This window comes from Pseudomonas sp. PA-7-1E (assembly GCF_021605325.1).
Classification (GTDB): Bacteria; Pseudomonadota; Gammaproteobacteria; order Pseudomonadales; family Pseudomonadaceae; genus Aquipseudomonas; species Aquipseudomonas fluorescens_BV.
On record NZ_WKFA01000058.1, the window covers coordinates 26,236 to 38,209 of the forward strand.

The following is an 11,974-nucleotide window of genomic DNA, read 5'->3' on the forward strand; positions in this document are numbered from 1 at the left end:
ACGGGATGGGCTACTATAATCCCGTGATGCACAAGGGAAATTGGCAGAGTGGTTGAATGCACCGGTCTTGAAAACCGGCGGACGTTAATAGCGTCTCCAGGGTTCGAATCCCTGGTTTCCCGCCAAGATTTACACAAAAGCCTCGCGAAAGCGGGGCTTTTGCGTTTCTGGGGTTTGTCTCAGAAAAATCTCTACAGCCTGATCGTTTCCGCATAATTTCCGGCAGTTTCCGCAACCTAGTGCTGATCGCGGTCAGCGCGTCGGCTTCACAATCTCCCCAACACGACGGTAAACCGTCTCGGTTATCCGCTTGTCCGTATGCCCCAGCAGGCGGCTTGCATCGCCCAGATCCAGGATCTCACTGGCAGCTTTCGGCCGGATGTCACGGAACTGAAACTGTCGAATACTGGATGCAAGAACGCCGTCGCCTGCCTCTCTGGCGATGGCGATTGCTTTGTCGCGAGCATCGTCAAAGCGTAACCGGAGCATGTGCTTAGTCACCTGTCTACCGTCTTCCGTGACTATCAGGTAAGGGTTTCGCACGCCGCGGGAGCGCCTTTGCTCTATCAGCCTTGCAACCAGGGCGCCTAGGTCATTTAGTGCGCCGGCAGCGGTCAGGCGAATGCGTAGCTTCTTCGATGTCTTGCCCTGGGATACCTGCAGGAATTCGTTCACGGCGTCCGCCTCACGCATCGACAGCGTATCCGCCGGGCGCTGGGCAGTCAGGTAGGCCAGGTCCATCGCGTCACGCAGTTCCGAGGCTGCTACCGCATACACGGAGGCCCAAATTTCCTCGGTGGCGTAGAAGTCACGCGGCACCTCTTTGTTCTTGCGCACGCCGGCAGCGGGGTTGTTTTCGGTCAGCCCCCACTCCCGCGCAATGTTGTAGATGTGGGATAGTAGAGATATCTCCCTATTGGCCCGAACCTTGGCGGTCCGGCTGTCCCGGTACTGCGCGATGATCTGTGGCGAAACCGCATCAATGGGAGCGTCGTTGAAAGCCTTGCGAAGCTGTTTAAGGCTCAGCAGGTTGTCACTCTGCGTCTTGGGCTTCTTGCCTGGGATGATCTCCCGCTCGTAACGATCAAACACCTGGGCCAGCAGGGCGTTCTTCTTCGGCACCGGCTTGCAATCAAGCTTTGCCCATTCAGCCTTGGCGATATCCAAATCACCCCCGAGCGGGATTTCTACCCGCTTCCCATCTTCATTCCTCCCGTCGTAGTAATAACCAACCCACTCTTTGCCACCCTTCAGCGTGCGTACGCGCCGAATCATTCGCGGCGGCAGGTCCCTGTTCGCCGCCTTTTTTGCTCGCATCGATTTATCCTACTTTTGACAGATCCAGTGACCAGGCTTCGGCCGCGACATTCTCTGCTGATGGTTTTACGCCTGCCAGTTTCATGCGGGCGTAGACGCGGCCTACTACAGGTCGGCGCGCGCGGGTCAGCACATACTTCCAGCCGTTTCGATTGAGCCAGGCGATCTGGCCTGACGGGATCATGTAACCGGTGATTGCCGCGATCTCTTCTTCGGCAAGGGTTTCGCTTTGCATTTCCATGGTGTGCACCTCTATGCCTCTGGTTTGTCGAGTGAGCCCGCAGGCCGCGCTGTCTTGATGATTTGGATTGCCAGGCCGAAGCTGATCAGCAGCCAGGCGCATGTGCCGGCGAAGGCGGAGAGCAGTGCCTCGGTGGTGCCGGTGTCCAGCAGGTCGAGCCCGAACCAGCCGAACCAGCCGAGTGTTCCTACCAGGTACAGAAAAGCGCCCAGCAGTATCAGGGTGAGTTTCATAGCGAACATGGGGTGTGTCCTAGCCGCGCGGGGCGGCATATAGGGGATTGGAGTGATAGCTTTCTGCCTATCTTTCAAACAGGACCGAAGCGGTGTACAAAAGGGTTCAACTAAATTCGTGATGAGGCATGGACGTGTCACACAACTTCGATGCTCCGATAGCGCACGCTTACCGGGGCCACGTGATTTTTCTCAAGTTCGACTGGCGCCGCCCGAACGACCAAAGCCCTGTTGCCGCGAAGATCATTGAGCCAGCACCCATCAATGGCTTGGGTGAGGTTGCAGCAGAGTTGGAAGGCCCCTGGCCTGACTATCCGGCAGCGCTTGATGAGGCAATGGCGGCAGCTGAACGATGGATCGACAGTCAGTTGCCCTGACTCCGCTCATCGGCAGGCATGTGGGGGATTGGGGTTAGGCTTGTTTGGTGCGGAGGTAGCGCCGGCACTGACATTGCGAATCGTCGCAGTGCAGCTCACCAACCCATTCAGGGAATTGGTCGTCCTCGAAGCGCTCAATGCGGGAGTGGCTCAGGCCGGTGCGCTTCACGTCCTTCACAAAGCGCTGCAGGTCTTTCGCGTTTCCATCACGATCGGGCTCATCCCACCGACTCATCACTAGGAGACCGCAATTCGTCTTGCCATGATCCATGAAGCCCATGCTCTTGATTGCATCGCTCATGGCCTTGGCCCCTTGTAGATGAAGACGTAGGCGAACCAGAGGGTGGCGATCATGGCGTCACCCGATTGCGCACCCACACGCACATAGGGCCGTCTTCAGTGTCGTGGATCGAGAAGATGAACCAGCCTTCGCCAGGAGGCTTGGTCGGGCTCCAGGCGGCACAGTCGGCGATACCTTCAGCAAGCCATGACGCCTGCACTTCCTCTGACGCGTCATATTCGAAGTCCAGCTCGCGAACTTCCAGGCCGCGCGAGTCAAACCAGGCGTATGGGATCAACTCGTCTTCGGTTGATGGCCAGGCCGGGTGGGTCCAGTAGCCGTGCTCGTCACGCTCAACTGGTAGCGGCTGGATCAAAACAGTTTCTTCAGGCATGACTTCGTCCTTGCCGCTATAGCGGCTGACTTTGAAGGGGGAGGGGTTACATGTATTGCGCAGGAGTACGGATGTACTCCTATCGGGATTTGGCGGCACGCTTTCGAAATTCGTAAACCATGCTGCGCAGATCCACCAGTGACTCCTGCAGGTTGCCACGGGCGGAGTCGATATTCTCGAACAGCTCACCTTCACCGTCGTCGCCGCCTTCATCGACGGCCAGAAGAGCTAGGCCGTATACCTGAAACTTCGCCAGCACGTCATCGGCTGACTTGGCCATGTATTCGGCGTGCTCGATGGCGTAGTCCTTGTGGGATCGCTCACTGGAGGTAGGCGCTGCGTCACAAAGCCCAAGCACCCAATCAATCCATTCCTTGCGCTGCCTGTACTGCGGTTGGTCGTCGTCAATCGCATTGACCATGTAGTGCGGACTGCGGTTGATTGACCGTACCGCACTGACCAACTCGTCCCAGCGCTCATCCGCTGCGTTCAGGCGCTGTTGCAGTTCCTTCTCGCGGCGCTCCGAAGCAACGGCGCGCTCGGCGGCGTCCAGAAACAGGCGGGTCAAGTTGTCGAAGTCTGAGGCCCGCACGCACAAGACGTTGGATGCCTCGTGGCACCAGAAGCTTTTTACCTCGCTCATACAGCCTCCCTCGTTACCAGATCATGGGCATCCACAACGGTCATGCCGAGCTTCTCGGCGATCAGGACTTCCAGCTTTGCGCCCTTTGAATTCTCCCAGCCGGGCAGGGTGGCCACGGTGTCGCAGTCCATCAGGGCGGCAATGTCGCGGCGCATACAGTCGGTCCAGGTGCCGCCTTCTGGGTTGATCTCGGCGGGGTTGGTGACGGTGTGGCCGATGGCACGCAGTCTGGCGGTCATGCTGTGGAAGGTGGGGAAGTTCAGCCCGGGCAAGCCGCTCATGGGCCCGCTGAGGTAAATTCGTTTCACGGGGAGTCCTTGCCGGGCCATGCCCGGGCGGTGGAGTGGGGGAGTTACAGAGCCATTTCGGCTTGAGGTTCTCGCTGCCAGATCGGGGAACTGTTGTGCGATTCGATGCGGTCGGCGATGACGTTGGCGCGCTGACCGGCGGTGGGCGGGGCGTACATGCCGAAGCGACTGATGCTGCCGCCGTTTACCGCGGCGTTTGTAGAATCGGCGGACGCGAAGGGCAGGTGCTGGAATATTGCAGGGTCGAGCATTCGCAGGCCATGAAGCCTGCAGGCCGGGCGTCCTTGGTCATCGCAGATGGCATCCATCGCGACGCCCATCCGCTTCCACCATGCTCCAGTGCCCGGTGAAGCCCATTGCCCAGAACTGCCCAGGGCGACCGTACGCCAACACCTTGCCAGACGCTGCAACCGCTCAAGCGATTCGTGCAAGTGCCAGACAGGCACGCCGCGAAGCTCCTCTGGCCACTGCCGAACAAGGTCATCATTGGCCTCTTCATCACCATCGATGACATCCGGAATGAGCGCCCAGGTGAATCCAGGGTGTCGATGCCAGTCTTCTACCCAGCGCGTGTAGCCATCGACGTCTACCTGTCCACCTTTTTTCCACACCGTGAACGCGCCGTTATCGAAAACAAACGATTTGCACACATCGGCGACGATCCCAAGATCGTCCTTGCGCGGGAATGGGACCAGCGCGTGCCGGCCCGCCAGGAACTTTGCCGCATCCTCTCGTTTACCGCCGACAGGCGTGCCGTGGTAATGGATCATCCGCTAAGCCTCACTGTTTCGATCTCGACGCCCTGGTGGGTAGCAATGATGGTTTGGTCGCCGCCCAGGGATTCCGCCAGACGATCGGCGATCTGTTCATGCCAGCCTTTTTTAATCAGCGCGGTGGCCGCCCGGATATGCTCGACATGGATCATCGACAAGGATTTCAACTCAAGGCGATAAACAATGGTTTCGCCGTCAGACGGGCATACCGCGGCGAACGTGTGTCGATACGTGTTCATAGGGGATCCTCGCCGGCTGGCGCTGTTCAGTGATATGGGGTATTACGGGTGACCGGCATGGAGCCGGATCAAGAGGGGTTCAGATTGAAAAGGTTCCTGCTTTTCCTGTGTGCGCTAGCACCTCTGCCTGCCCTGGCGTTTGTGCCAGAAGTTGAAATACAGGTTGAAGGCGGCAACTATCCGATTGTCCACGGAACAACAAACCTGCCGGATGGCACTGGGCTGTCGGTTACCGTTAAGGTTCTCGGACGCTACGGCTCTATACAGAGCGCCGAAGTGAGCAACGGTAAGTTTTCTACAGGAAGGTTTAGTGTCGAGGGATCTGGCCCAGTTCCTCCAGGCACCGCAATAATCGAGGTCGTCTCGGCTCTTCCGCCAATACAGCCGGATTCGGTCAGGTCGGTGATTGGCCAAAACGGGGAGAGCATGACGGGACCTTTGATTTACACGCTACCCAACATTCCAGGGCGCATGGTGAAGGCGACATCCTCTGTGAGGATTCCATAGGCTTTCACGATCCGCCCTCCGGTTACCGGATGCAGCGAGTAGGGTGGGTTATGCTGGTGTTTCGATTTCGTCTTCAGGCTCTGGCGGGTCGTCGGCGAGCGACTTCAGGCCCGCCGCCTTGATGACCTGCGACACCTTTTCAGTAACAACAAAAGGTGTCGTGACACACTTGAGCATCTGCGCCGCAGTTTCGAAGTCGGCGGCGATCACGTTGCGCAGCAAGGTCTGGTGCACCTCCTGCTGGTTGTTGAAGCCGTGCTGCTTCATCAGGCGTTTGAGGTCGGCCTTGAAGATGCCGGCCACCTCAATCGTAAATTTCTCGACGCCCAATGCAGCGTCCTTCGCTGCTGCCTTTTCGCGTTTGCGGCGCTGCTTCAAGGCTTCCGCCGTCGGCTGTTGTTCTTCCTCGGCCATGGCCTACCTCTTCGATTTCATGTGCTGGCAAATCAAGCCATGCCTGGCGCCGGCGTTGTCGCACCTGGTTGTTGATGCGTCTCATGGGGTGTCGGAGAACTTGAAGCCGTTCTCCTGGGCGATCAGTGTCACGCGCTTGATGTGCATACCCAGGTTCTTCGCTGCCACGCTGGCTACCACGCCCTTAGCTGCTTCGGCGCGTACGGCCGGTGCAAGCTTGTCGCGTTCTTTGCGCAGGCGTTCGTGGTGTGCCGTGGTGCCGTTGTAGGGACCGTCAACACCAACGCCGTTCGGGATGACCTGGGCTTTCTTGCCGGAGCCGAAGAACGCTTCCAGCTGCTGGTTCAGGTTGTCGATAATCGAGTGCCGTGGATCCGGCATTGGTTCGCCGATCATGGCTGCGCACCGTAATAGGCGAACAGCACGAGCAGCGCCGAGAAGCCGGCCGTCCAGCGAACCATCCGCCAACCGAAGCGCTTCGACGTGGCCTTGGCCGCGTTGAAGAAGTCAGCGTTGCGCTCGAGCTGATCGGCGTACTGACATGCTCCGTCGTGGCCGGTGCGTGCGCCGCGGGAAACGCCGGTGGAGCGCTCCACCACATCGAACAGATTCTTGCCGAGCGGGACCACGTTGAAGCGCGGCACCTTCACTGGCTGGTCGCGACCGATCTTCATGTACATCTCCGAAGTGGAAAGCGAAACACGTTCCCGCAGGGCCTGCAGAACGGCTTGGCTTTGTTGGATGGCTGGGTTCATGCCGACTCCTTGGTTGTGGTTGCGTTTATTCGTCAGCACCCTGACCGCCTGGTATGTGCCGGTGGGCCCAGGGGAGGGTGCTGACGGGTAAAGGCCAGTCGTAAAAAAGCCCAGTCGAAACCGGGCTTTCAGTGCGCTTCGTAGACCTCCCTACGTCACGCGGTCGACGCTGTGGCGTCTAGGGTTCGTTGTGGTTCACATGGCTGCCAATCCTCCCTCTGTTCGCTCACTGGGCTGGCAGTGGCTACCGTTCTCTAGGCCTGTTGAATGCAGGTGGCCGGCGCGTGCCGGATGTTCGTCCGCATCGGGGTGTGATCTGTCGTCCGGTCTGGGCTGCCCGGCTTACTGGCTTTCGCCTCCCATATTCCTCCGCTCCGGCTTCCCATTACTGGGCCCACCCATTGCGGGGCAAACAGATCACATCCCGATGCGGCCTGGTGCTGGGGAGTACCAGGTGCTCGGGCAGTTTGCGTCAGGCTGACGTGGCGCTGGTTGTTCCTGCTGCGAGCTTCAGCGCCTTCTTCAGCGCACGCTCGAAGCTCTCGAAGTAATAGGTCTTATCCGGCTTGAAAACGCTGCCGATGATGATCATGGTGGCCGCCGGGTCGTCTGGCCCCCGACCCCCTACGAAAGCACGCGGGCGGGTATCGACCAGCAAGATCCCACCCTTGGGCATTTTCTCGGCGAAGCCCAGTACGGATACGCCTGCTGCTTTACAAACCTCCTGCCGCTCAGGCTTGAGAGCAAGGAGGCCATCCTTTCGTGTGAAGAGGTTCATGGTTTGTCCTCGGTTGTCATCCCGCTGCACCCTGTCGCCAAGGTGCACAAGTGATGTTTATTCGGCTCGTAGCGCTTCGATTGCTTGGCGGTAGTCGGCAGCGTTGGAACGGTTGGTGGCGGCACTTTCGTGTTCGCCTTCGCGCTCCTGGATGGCTGCGTTGTTTTCGCAGTTGGATGCGTGGATTTCGAGCTGGGAGATTGCTGTTGCGTGCTTCATTGGCTTTACCTCTCGGTTGTCATCCCAAGCAGCCCTCTATGCGAAGGCTGCTCAGTGATGCTGTCCGTCCTATTGCCGCCGGAAGGGGCGGGGCGCATTGCTTGCCGGGTCACTCACTCGGTTCTGGCGTTTCACCATCGAGCAGCCGTACAGGGTTTTCCCTATCGTTGGCAGGCTTTCGGGCCTGTCTGCTCGCCGGTCGCCGGTAGAGGCAATGCGGTCTGTTGTTTGTTGCGCTGGCTGTTAAAGAGCGGTGGTGCTCAGCAGTGGCGGTGTGTCACTGCGATGGAATGAACGATAAGCTAATGCCTAATCATCTGTAAATAGGTAATGCCTAATTATTTTCATAAGTTCGGTGTACTCGATATTCCGTTTTTGGAGATGACTTTCTCGCAAGCCCTGATATAAGCTGCGCCTAAGCTGTATGGATATACAGCATTTGTCTGGGAGGGGATTTCATGGCGAAGAAGCAGGCGGCACTGTCAGTACGGCAAGAAATGAGTGGCATGGAGCGGCTGGGGCTGCGCGTCTCATCGATGATCAATCACCCGGTGGCGCAGGCGCAGCGCTGGGTGACGATTCATCGCCTGGACACTGATGGAGATCGGGAGTGGGAAGAGGTTCTGGGCGTGATCGCCGAAACCGACGAGCTTGAGTTGATACTCAATGACGACAGCAGCGTGACGGTGAGGTGGGAGCAGCAAGAAGTGGAGGTGACGGGCAGGGGAGAGGCTGAATTCGAGCAGGAAGAGGAGCTAGCGCCTTTCTGACAGGCAATAAAAAGCCCGGTACCTGGCCGGGCTATAAAACCTCTAGCTTCTACTTATAGACATAATGACGCGGTAGAATCCAAGACCGGTTGTCGCTAGATTTACTGCACACAGGCTGCCGACAAAAACGACCGCGAGTATTATTGTCTTTTTATCGCCAGACCAAGGAAGCAATAAACTCAAGGCTATGGAAAGAAGCAAGAGATGCAAGGCTGCGCAAACGAAACTGCCACTAATAAGTTTTTTATATCCGCCTGTAGCTCGAAGGTTTTTTAATAGGTCACGGTCCATAACAGATGCCATAAGAGCTATAGCAGTTATCACAAACCCAAGTATTGTCCCGGCACTACCTGCGACAGCAGTGGCAAATGTTGTGAGGTCGCTAGCGGTAAATGTGAAATTATAATGCCTGAAAAGCAATGTAATAGTCAGCGCGATAGCTAGTTTAAATAATTCTTGCAGTTTTGCCGAAATAGTCATCAAGTGGCTCTCTCTGCTCGTTTTTCGCTTTGTCTGCAAGCTTATACATACTTTCGCTAGGTGGGAAGTATGAGTTCGTATTTGCATGTTGAATTGAGTATATTCTATTTGCGATTAAATCTATAGGATGAATCTTACCATTTTCGTCGGTATCCAACTTGGCCTTAGTAGCCCCCATTGATAGCAACTGACCTATAGCACTCTGAAGCGTGCCAGAAAGCTTTCCGGCGCTAGTCTCGATCTTCTGGTCGATCGTGAAAGTTATATCCAGGCTGTCTGCACCGGATTGATTGAGGAGCTCGATTGTTTTGGCGCTGAAGCTATCTTGAGGGTATAAACTTGGATTGGTGGGCCGTGGTATTTTTACCGAGAATTTCTTTATGGTTAATTTGTTGTTTAGAAGCCTTTCCACTTGATCGGCCTGAATTATCGGAGAAGAAAAAAACAATACTCCGGCCGATGACGATAGTAACTGGGCTAAATGGGCTCCAGTATTACCGTCGTCATTCCTATGGAGGATAAGAAGAGAGTTTTTACAGTAATACACGAAGAAGTTCTTTTCTATCACACCTTCATCAAGCTCTAACTCAAGTTTCTTGCTGTCTCGCCCAGGAACGCCTACCTCGGGTAAATCAGCCTTCCGTATTTTCCTAATCTGCCCCGCATATGAGTCGGTTTCAGGCCTGTATTTTAGCCCGAAAACCTCTCTCGTGCATCCGTAGCTAGAGTAACTTGATAGAAACTCTCCGCCAGCGATCCGCTCAAAAGCCTCGCCCGCAGTCGTGGTAAAGAGATCATTTTGCTCGCATCTTAGTGAGTAAAAGTCAAAATAGTAGTTTCGTCTCTTTTCCGGCTTCACTGCAAATTCCTTGTAAGCACAGAGGGTTGATATCGATTAATTCTAGTATTCGTAAGTGCAGGTCAATCGCTAAACCGGCTGTCCATTCCACACGTAAAGCACGCGAGCGAGGATGTGGGTGTCATCCACACGAATCTCTTCAATATCGTGGTGCTTGTTGTCCGAGATCATCTTGAAGCGGTCCTTGCCTTTCTTCTGCAGGCGCTTCACGTACAGCATCTCGTCGTGGGAGAAGAGGTAAATGCCGTCGCCGGTGAACTCTCGGATCGTGATGTCCACGAGCAGAGGGTCTCGGTCTTTGATCGTGGGAGCCATCGATTGACCCCACCCGGTGATCATCTTGAGGTGGAAGTGCTCTTTGAACGTGACACCCATCTCGCGCAAATGCTTGGGGCTGACCCGTATGTCTTGAAGCATCTCTGGGAATTCGTGCGGTATCTGCCCGCCGCCCATCGCTGCGCGCACGTCGTAGTGGGCAATCCATACCTCGTCGCCTACTTGGCCTGGGCGAGAGAAGTCGACGTGTATGACGTTTCCTGAGTCGCTCTGCTCTGCTGCGGCCAGGAGCCTGTTCCGAGCATCCTCTGAAAGGCTTTTGCCCTTGGTCGCCAACATCTGACGGACCATATCCGCTGCAGAAGAAGCCATTGATTGCCCGTCATTACTGGGCTGACCAGGAGAGTCCTCGTTAGCTTCCTCGAGGTTTTCGTAGGAGAAGCCTGGGCGTAGTCCCCAGTGCTCAGGGCCAACGACATCGGAGAAGTAGGCGATCACGTCCATCAGCTTTGATTTATCGATTCTGCCGTTTTTCACCCAGCCTTGTATCGACGGAGGCTTCACGGAGAAGTCGTCTGCGAGATTCTTTTTCGATACGCCCTTGGCGATCCGCGCGGCCTCAATGGCGGCGCCTAATTCTGGTCCGGTAAGCATTGCCTAATTAAGCCTATTGCGTTGTTGGTTAGGCAATGGCTTGCCCGTGATAAGGTAATGCCTTATATTCGACATAAATCTCCAGGAGAGAACTCATGAAGTCAGCAGAAGCGGCCAAAGAAGCATCTCGCTTGCTGGGTAGTCAGGTGCAAATGGCGCGCCTGCTGAAGGTCACTGCACCCACCGTTAATCAATGGTGCTCCGGCGAGCGACCTGTTCCCGCAAAGCGTGCGATTCAAATCGAAGCATTGACCGGCGGCGCCGTAAATCGCGCCGATCTTTGCCCATCTTTTCCATGGGGGCAGATCATTTCTGCGGCCGGCGATGCTGCGCAGCAGACCGCCGCCTGAGATCCCTGCGCAGCACTCCATTGACCAAATGATCGCCTTAGCACTGCAAAGGCGCCACGGAAACAAATTTGAGGTTTTACGAATGGAAGATTTCTTGAGGGCTTGCCACACCACCATCAAGGAAAGTGGGGCAGAGGAGTTGGCGGGGAAGATGTGTCTTGCGCATGTGAGCCTGCTGCAGCGCTCGAACCCAGACAACTCTGCTCACCACCTGACCATCGAGCATCTGTTCGGCGTCTTGCTGCACACCGGCGACATGCGGCCCTTGATAGCGCTTGCAGACAAGTTTGGCTATGAGCTGGTCGCCCGTGAGAAGCCTGCGGCCAAGCCATTGATGGTTGCCCTGGGCCACCTGTCGGCCGAATGCGGTGATGTTGGCCGGCTGATCTTCGACGCGGCCGCTGACAACCACATCAGCCAGCACGAAAAGGCCCAGGGCGAGAAAGCCATTCAGGAAGCAATCGAAGCGCTGCACATCCTGCGCGAATCGCTGAAGGCCGCCTGAATCGCAGGCATAAAAAAACCGCCTGGCAGGGCGGCTTAGTACAGCTTTATTTCGAGGTGAATAATGATCAATAAAACCCCCGCAGTCAACAGCTCTAGGGATGTTGCGACACTTTCCGACAACTCTGAAAACGTGTCACGACACCTCACAACAAATCAATCCGCCGCGATGGATGCCGCGCTGATGATCAGCGGCCAGTACTCGCACGCATCTAAATCCAAATTTCGCCGGGAATGCCTCAGTCACCTGAAGGCATCCCTGGCACCTGCCCAGGATGTTTCCGCATGAGCACCATCATCATGAGCCTGTGCTGGCCGTTGCAAGGCATGAGCGGCCCGCAAAAGGCTGTCCTGATATCGCTGGCTGATAACGCAAACGACGAGGGTGTTTGCTGGCCTTCTGTTGCTCGTATCGCTGAGCGCACCTGCTTGGGTGAGCGCACGGTTCAGTCGGCAATTAAGTGGCTGGGGGCAACTGGGATTCTGTCATTCCGCGAGCGCATGGGACGCTCAACTATGTACACCCTTACCCCCGCAGCATACGCACCCCCGCAGCAGATGCACCCCGCAGCAGATGCACCACCACCCCCGCAGGAGAAGCAC

Annotated in this window: 24 protein-coding genes and 1 tRNA gene; 8 read left to right on the plus strand and 17 right to left on the minus strand. The window is 56.5% G+C overall.

Annotated features, from left to right (window positions below; all coding sequences use genetic code 11):
- Positions 1-34 precede the first annotated feature (34 nt).
- Positions 35-125 (plus strand) — tRNA-Ser (locus GIW79_RS24820).
- Between the two features lie 127 nt (positions 126-252).
- Here GIW79_RS24820 and GIW79_RS24825 read toward each other — a convergent pair.
- From GIW79_RS24825 to GIW79_RS24835, 3 genes are read right to left on the minus strand one after another with little or no spacing between them, the layout of a single operon-like run.
- Complete coding sequence (locus GIW79_RS24825) at positions 253-1,317, minus strand: tyrosine-type recombinase/integrase (protein ID WP_236454318.1); 1,065 nt, start codon at positions 1,315-1,317, stop codon at positions 253-255.
- A 4-nt stretch (positions 1,318-1,321) separates the two neighbouring features.
- Positions 1,322-1,558 carry a DUF4224 domain-containing protein gene (locus tag GIW79_RS24830; protein WP_034127852.1) on the minus strand — a complete coding sequence of 79 codons (237 nt, stop codon included), beginning with the start codon at positions 1,556-1,558 and terminating at the stop codon, positions 1,322-1,324.
- Positions 1,559-1,569: 11 nt separating this feature from the next.
- Positions 1,570-1,800: a hypothetical protein gene (locus GIW79_RS24835; protein WP_034127851.1), complete on the minus strand. Its 231-nt coding sequence runs from the start codon at positions 1,798-1,800 to the stop codon at positions 1,570-1,572.
- A 119-nt stretch (positions 1,801-1,919) separates the two neighbouring features.
- Here GIW79_RS24835 and GIW79_RS24840 point away from each other — a divergent pair, with 119 nt between their 5' ends.
- Positions 1,920-2,168 carry a hypothetical protein gene (locus GIW79_RS24840; protein WP_236202614.1) on the plus strand — a complete coding sequence of 83 codons (249 nt, stop codon included), beginning with the start codon at positions 1,920-1,922 and terminating at the stop codon, positions 2,166-2,168.
- Between the two features lie 34 nt (positions 2,169-2,202).
- On the opposite strand, the gene GIW79_RS24845 is transcribed toward GIW79_RS24840, so the two are convergent.
- From GIW79_RS24845 to GIW79_RS24870, 6 genes are all read right to left on the minus strand, one after another.
- On the minus strand, positions 2,203-2,469 hold the full coding sequence (locus GIW79_RS24845; RefSeq protein WP_236454315.1) for a hypothetical protein: 267 nt from the start codon (positions 2,467-2,469) through the stop codon (positions 2,203-2,205).
- A gap of 49 nt (positions 2,470-2,518) precedes the next feature.
- Complete coding sequence (locus GIW79_RS24850; RefSeq protein ID WP_236454312.1) at positions 2,519-2,842, minus strand: hypothetical protein; 324 nt, start codon at positions 2,840-2,842, stop codon at positions 2,519-2,521.
- A gap of 79 nt (positions 2,843-2,921) precedes the next feature.
- Positions 2,922-3,485 carry a hypothetical protein gene (locus GIW79_RS24855; RefSeq protein ID WP_236454311.1) on the minus strand — a complete coding sequence of 188 codons (564 nt, stop codon included), beginning with the start codon at positions 3,483-3,485 and terminating at the stop codon, positions 2,922-2,924.
- Positions 3,482-3,793, minus strand: coding sequence for a DUF4406 domain-containing protein (locus tag GIW79_RS24860; protein WP_236454308.1), 312 nt, complete (start codon positions 3,791-3,793; stop codon positions 3,482-3,484). Before GIW79_RS24860 ends, GIW79_RS24855 begins: the two co-directional genes overlap by 4 nt.
- 44 nt (positions 3,794-3,837) lie before the next feature.
- Positions 3,838-4,563 carry a hypothetical protein gene (locus tag GIW79_RS24865; protein WP_236454305.1) on the minus strand — a complete coding sequence of 242 codons (726 nt, stop codon included), beginning with the start codon at positions 4,561-4,563 and terminating at the stop codon, positions 3,838-3,840.
- The gene (locus GIW79_RS24870; protein WP_065927266.1) at positions 4,560-4,805 is read right to left on the minus strand and encodes a hypothetical protein; all 246 of its coding nucleotides are present in this window, start codon (positions 4,803-4,805) and stop codon (positions 4,560-4,562) included. Before GIW79_RS24870 ends, GIW79_RS24865 begins: the two co-directional genes overlap by 4 nt.
- Before the next feature lie 57 nt (positions 4,806-4,862).
- Between GIW79_RS24870 and GIW79_RS24875 the strand changes: the two genes are divergently transcribed.
- Positions 4,863-5,312, plus strand: coding sequence for a hypothetical protein (locus tag GIW79_RS24875; RefSeq protein WP_236454303.1), 450 nt, complete (start codon positions 4,863-4,865; stop codon positions 5,310-5,312).
- Positions 5,313-5,360: 48 nt separating this feature from the next.
- Here GIW79_RS24875 and GIW79_RS24880 read toward each other — a convergent pair whose 3' ends face one another.
- The 5 genes from GIW79_RS24880 to GIW79_RS24900 all read right to left on the minus strand — a co-directional run bounded on the left by GIW79_RS24880 (position 5,361) and on the right by GIW79_RS24900 (position 7,478).
- A complete protein-coding gene (locus GIW79_RS24880; RefSeq protein WP_236454300.1) occupies positions 5,361-5,726 on the minus strand; it encodes a hypothetical protein in 366 nt (121 codons plus the stop codon).
- An 81-nt stretch (positions 5,727-5,807) separates the two neighbouring features.
- Positions 5,808-6,122: a hypothetical protein gene (locus GIW79_RS24885; RefSeq protein ID WP_236454299.1), complete on the minus strand. Its 315-nt coding sequence runs from the start codon at positions 6,120-6,122 to the stop codon at positions 5,808-5,810.
- The gene (locus tag GIW79_RS24890; protein ID WP_047711388.1) at positions 6,119-6,481 is read right to left on the minus strand and encodes a hypothetical protein; all 363 of its coding nucleotides are present in this window, start codon (positions 6,479-6,481) and stop codon (positions 6,119-6,121) included. Before GIW79_RS24890 ends, GIW79_RS24885 begins: the two co-directional genes overlap by 4 nt.
- A 472-nt stretch (positions 6,482-6,953) precedes the next feature.
- Complete coding sequence (locus tag GIW79_RS24895) at positions 6,954-7,259, minus strand: hypothetical protein (RefSeq protein ID WP_032903579.1); 306 nt, start codon at positions 7,257-7,259, stop codon at positions 6,954-6,956.
- 57 nt (positions 7,260-7,316) lie between these two features.
- Positions 7,317-7,478: a hypothetical protein gene (locus tag GIW79_RS24900; RefSeq protein ID WP_236454297.1), complete on the minus strand. Its 162-nt coding sequence runs from the start codon at positions 7,476-7,478 to the stop codon at positions 7,317-7,319.
- Positions 7,479-7,936: 458 nt separating this feature from the next.
- Between GIW79_RS24900 and GIW79_RS24905 the strand changes: the two genes are divergently transcribed.
- A complete protein-coding gene (locus GIW79_RS24905; RefSeq protein ID WP_236454295.1) occupies positions 7,937-8,248 on the plus strand; it encodes a DUF1654 domain-containing protein in 312 nt (103 codons plus the stop codon).
- A gap of 42 nt (positions 8,249-8,290) precedes the next feature.
- Here the strand turns inward: GIW79_RS24905 and GIW79_RS24910 are convergent, their stop codons facing one another.
- The 3 genes from GIW79_RS24910 to GIW79_RS24920 form a co-directional block, all read right to left on the minus strand.
- Positions 8,291-8,728 carry a hypothetical protein gene (locus GIW79_RS24910; RefSeq protein ID WP_236454292.1) on the minus strand — a complete coding sequence of 146 codons (438 nt, stop codon included), beginning with the start codon at positions 8,726-8,728 and terminating at the stop codon, positions 8,291-8,293.
- Positions 8,694-9,587, minus strand: a complete 894-nt coding sequence (locus GIW79_RS24915; RefSeq protein ID WP_236454290.1) for a DUF6731 family protein — start codon at positions 9,585-9,587, stop codon at positions 8,694-8,696. Before GIW79_RS24915 ends, GIW79_RS24910 begins: the two co-directional genes overlap by 35 nt.
- Before the next feature lie 69 nt (positions 9,588-9,656).
- On the minus strand, positions 9,657-10,517 hold the full coding sequence (locus GIW79_RS24920) for a S24 family peptidase (protein WP_236454287.1): 861 nt from the start codon (positions 10,515-10,517) through the stop codon (positions 9,657-9,659).
- Between the two features lie 95 nt (positions 10,518-10,612).
- Between GIW79_RS24920 and GIW79_RS24925 the strand changes: the two genes are divergently transcribed.
- From GIW79_RS24925 to GIW79_RS24940, 4 genes are all read left to right on the plus strand, one after another.
- The gene (locus GIW79_RS24925) at positions 10,613-10,867 is read left to right on the plus strand and encodes a transcriptional regulator (RefSeq protein ID WP_236454285.1); all 255 of its coding nucleotides are present in this window, start codon (positions 10,613-10,615) and stop codon (positions 10,865-10,867) included.
- An 82-nt stretch (positions 10,868-10,949) separates the two neighbouring features.
- Positions 10,950-11,372, plus strand: a complete 423-nt coding sequence (locus GIW79_RS24930; RefSeq protein WP_236454352.1) for a phage regulatory CII family protein — start codon at positions 10,950-10,952, stop codon at positions 11,370-11,372.
- A gap of 63 nt (positions 11,373-11,435) precedes the next feature.
- Entirely contained in the window at positions 11,436-11,660 is a 225-nt protein-coding gene (locus GIW79_RS24935; protein WP_236477428.1) for a hypothetical protein, read from the plus strand.
- Positions 11,657-11,974 (plus strand): helix-turn-helix domain-containing protein (locus GIW79_RS24940; RefSeq protein ID WP_236477429.1); only part of this gene is annotated, 318 nt, incomplete at its 3' end. The genes GIW79_RS24935 and GIW79_RS24940, both read left to right, overlap by 4 nt.

What these genes read in the sequence shown, in the direction of transcription:
- GIW79_RS24825 (WP_236454318.1), bottom strand. Translation starts at nt 1,317, where the DNA reads ATGCGAGCAAAAAAGGCGGCGAACAGGGACCTGCCGCCGCGAATGATT.
- GIW79_RS24830 (WP_034127852.1), bottom strand. Translation starts at nt 1,558, where the DNA reads ATGGAAATGCAAAGCGAAACCCTTGCCGAAGAAGAGATCGCGGCAATC.
- GIW79_RS24835 (WP_034127851.1), bottom strand. Translation starts at nt 1,800, where the DNA reads ATGTTCGCTATGAAACTCACCCTGATACTGCTGGGCGCTTTTCTGTAC.
- GIW79_RS24840 (WP_236202614.1), top strand. Translation starts at nt 1,920, where the DNA reads ATGGACGTGTCACACAACTTCGATGCTCCGATAGCGCACGCTTACCGG.
- GIW79_RS24845 (WP_236454315.1), bottom strand. Translation starts at nt 2,469, where the DNA reads ATGAGCGATGCAATCAAGAGCATGGGCTTCATGGATCATGGCAAGACG.
- GIW79_RS24850 (WP_236454312.1), bottom strand. Translation starts at nt 2,842, where the DNA reads ATGCCTGAAGAAACTGTTTTGATCCAGCCGCTACCAGTTGAGCGTGAC.
- GIW79_RS24855 (WP_236454311.1), bottom strand. Translation starts at nt 3,485, where the DNA reads ATGAGCGAGGTAAAAAGCTTCTGGTGCCACGAGGCATCCAACGTCTTG.
- GIW79_RS24865 (WP_236454305.1), bottom strand. Translation starts at nt 4,563, where the DNA reads ATGATCCATTACCACGGCACGCCTGTCGGCGGTAAACGAGAGGATGCG.
- GIW79_RS24870 (WP_065927266.1), bottom strand. Translation starts at nt 4,805, where the DNA reads ATGAACACGTATCGACACACGTTCGCCGCGGTATGCCCGTCTGACGGC.
- GIW79_RS24875 (WP_236454303.1), top strand. Translation starts at nt 4,863, where the DNA reads ATGGAGCCGGATCAAGAGGGGTTCAGATTGAAAAGGTTCCTGCTTTTC.
- GIW79_RS24880 (WP_236454300.1), bottom strand. Translation starts at nt 5,726, where the DNA reads ATGGCCGAGGAAGAACAACAGCCGACGGCGGAAGCCTTGAAGCAGCGC.
- GIW79_RS24885 (WP_236454299.1), bottom strand. Translation starts at nt 6,122, where the DNA reads ATGATCGGCGAACCAATGCCGGATCCACGGCACTCGATTATCGACAAC.
- GIW79_RS24890 (WP_047711388.1), bottom strand. Translation starts at nt 6,481, where the DNA reads ATGAACCCAGCCATCCAACAAAGCCAAGCCGTTCTGCAGGCCCTGCGG.
- GIW79_RS24895 (WP_032903579.1), bottom strand. Translation starts at nt 7,259, where the DNA reads ATGAACCTCTTCACACGAAAGGATGGCCTCCTTGCTCTCAAGCCTGAG.
- GIW79_RS24900 (WP_236454297.1), bottom strand. Translation starts at nt 7,478, where the DNA reads ATGAAGCACGCAACAGCAATCTCCCAGCTCGAAATCCACGCATCCAAC.
- GIW79_RS24905 (WP_236454295.1), top strand. Translation starts at nt 7,937, where the DNA reads ATGGCGAAGAAGCAGGCGGCACTGTCAGTACGGCAAGAAATGAGTGGC.
- GIW79_RS24910 (WP_236454292.1), bottom strand. Translation starts at nt 8,728, where the DNA reads ATGACTATTTCGGCAAAACTGCAAGAATTATTTAAACTAGCTATCGCG.
- GIW79_RS24920 (WP_236454287.1), bottom strand. Translation starts at nt 10,517, where the DNA reads ATGCTTACCGGACCAGAATTAGGCGCCGCCATTGAGGCCGCGCGGATC.
- GIW79_RS24925 (WP_236454285.1), top strand. Translation starts at nt 10,613, where the DNA reads ATGAAGTCAGCAGAAGCGGCCAAAGAAGCATCTCGCTTGCTGGGTAGT.
- GIW79_RS24930 (WP_236454352.1), top strand. Translation starts at nt 10,950, where the DNA reads ATGGAAGATTTCTTGAGGGCTTGCCACACCACCATCAAGGAAAGTGGG.
- GIW79_RS24935 (WP_236477428.1), top strand. Translation starts at nt 11,436, where the DNA reads ATGATCAATAAAACCCCCGCAGTCAACAGCTCTAGGGATGTTGCGACA.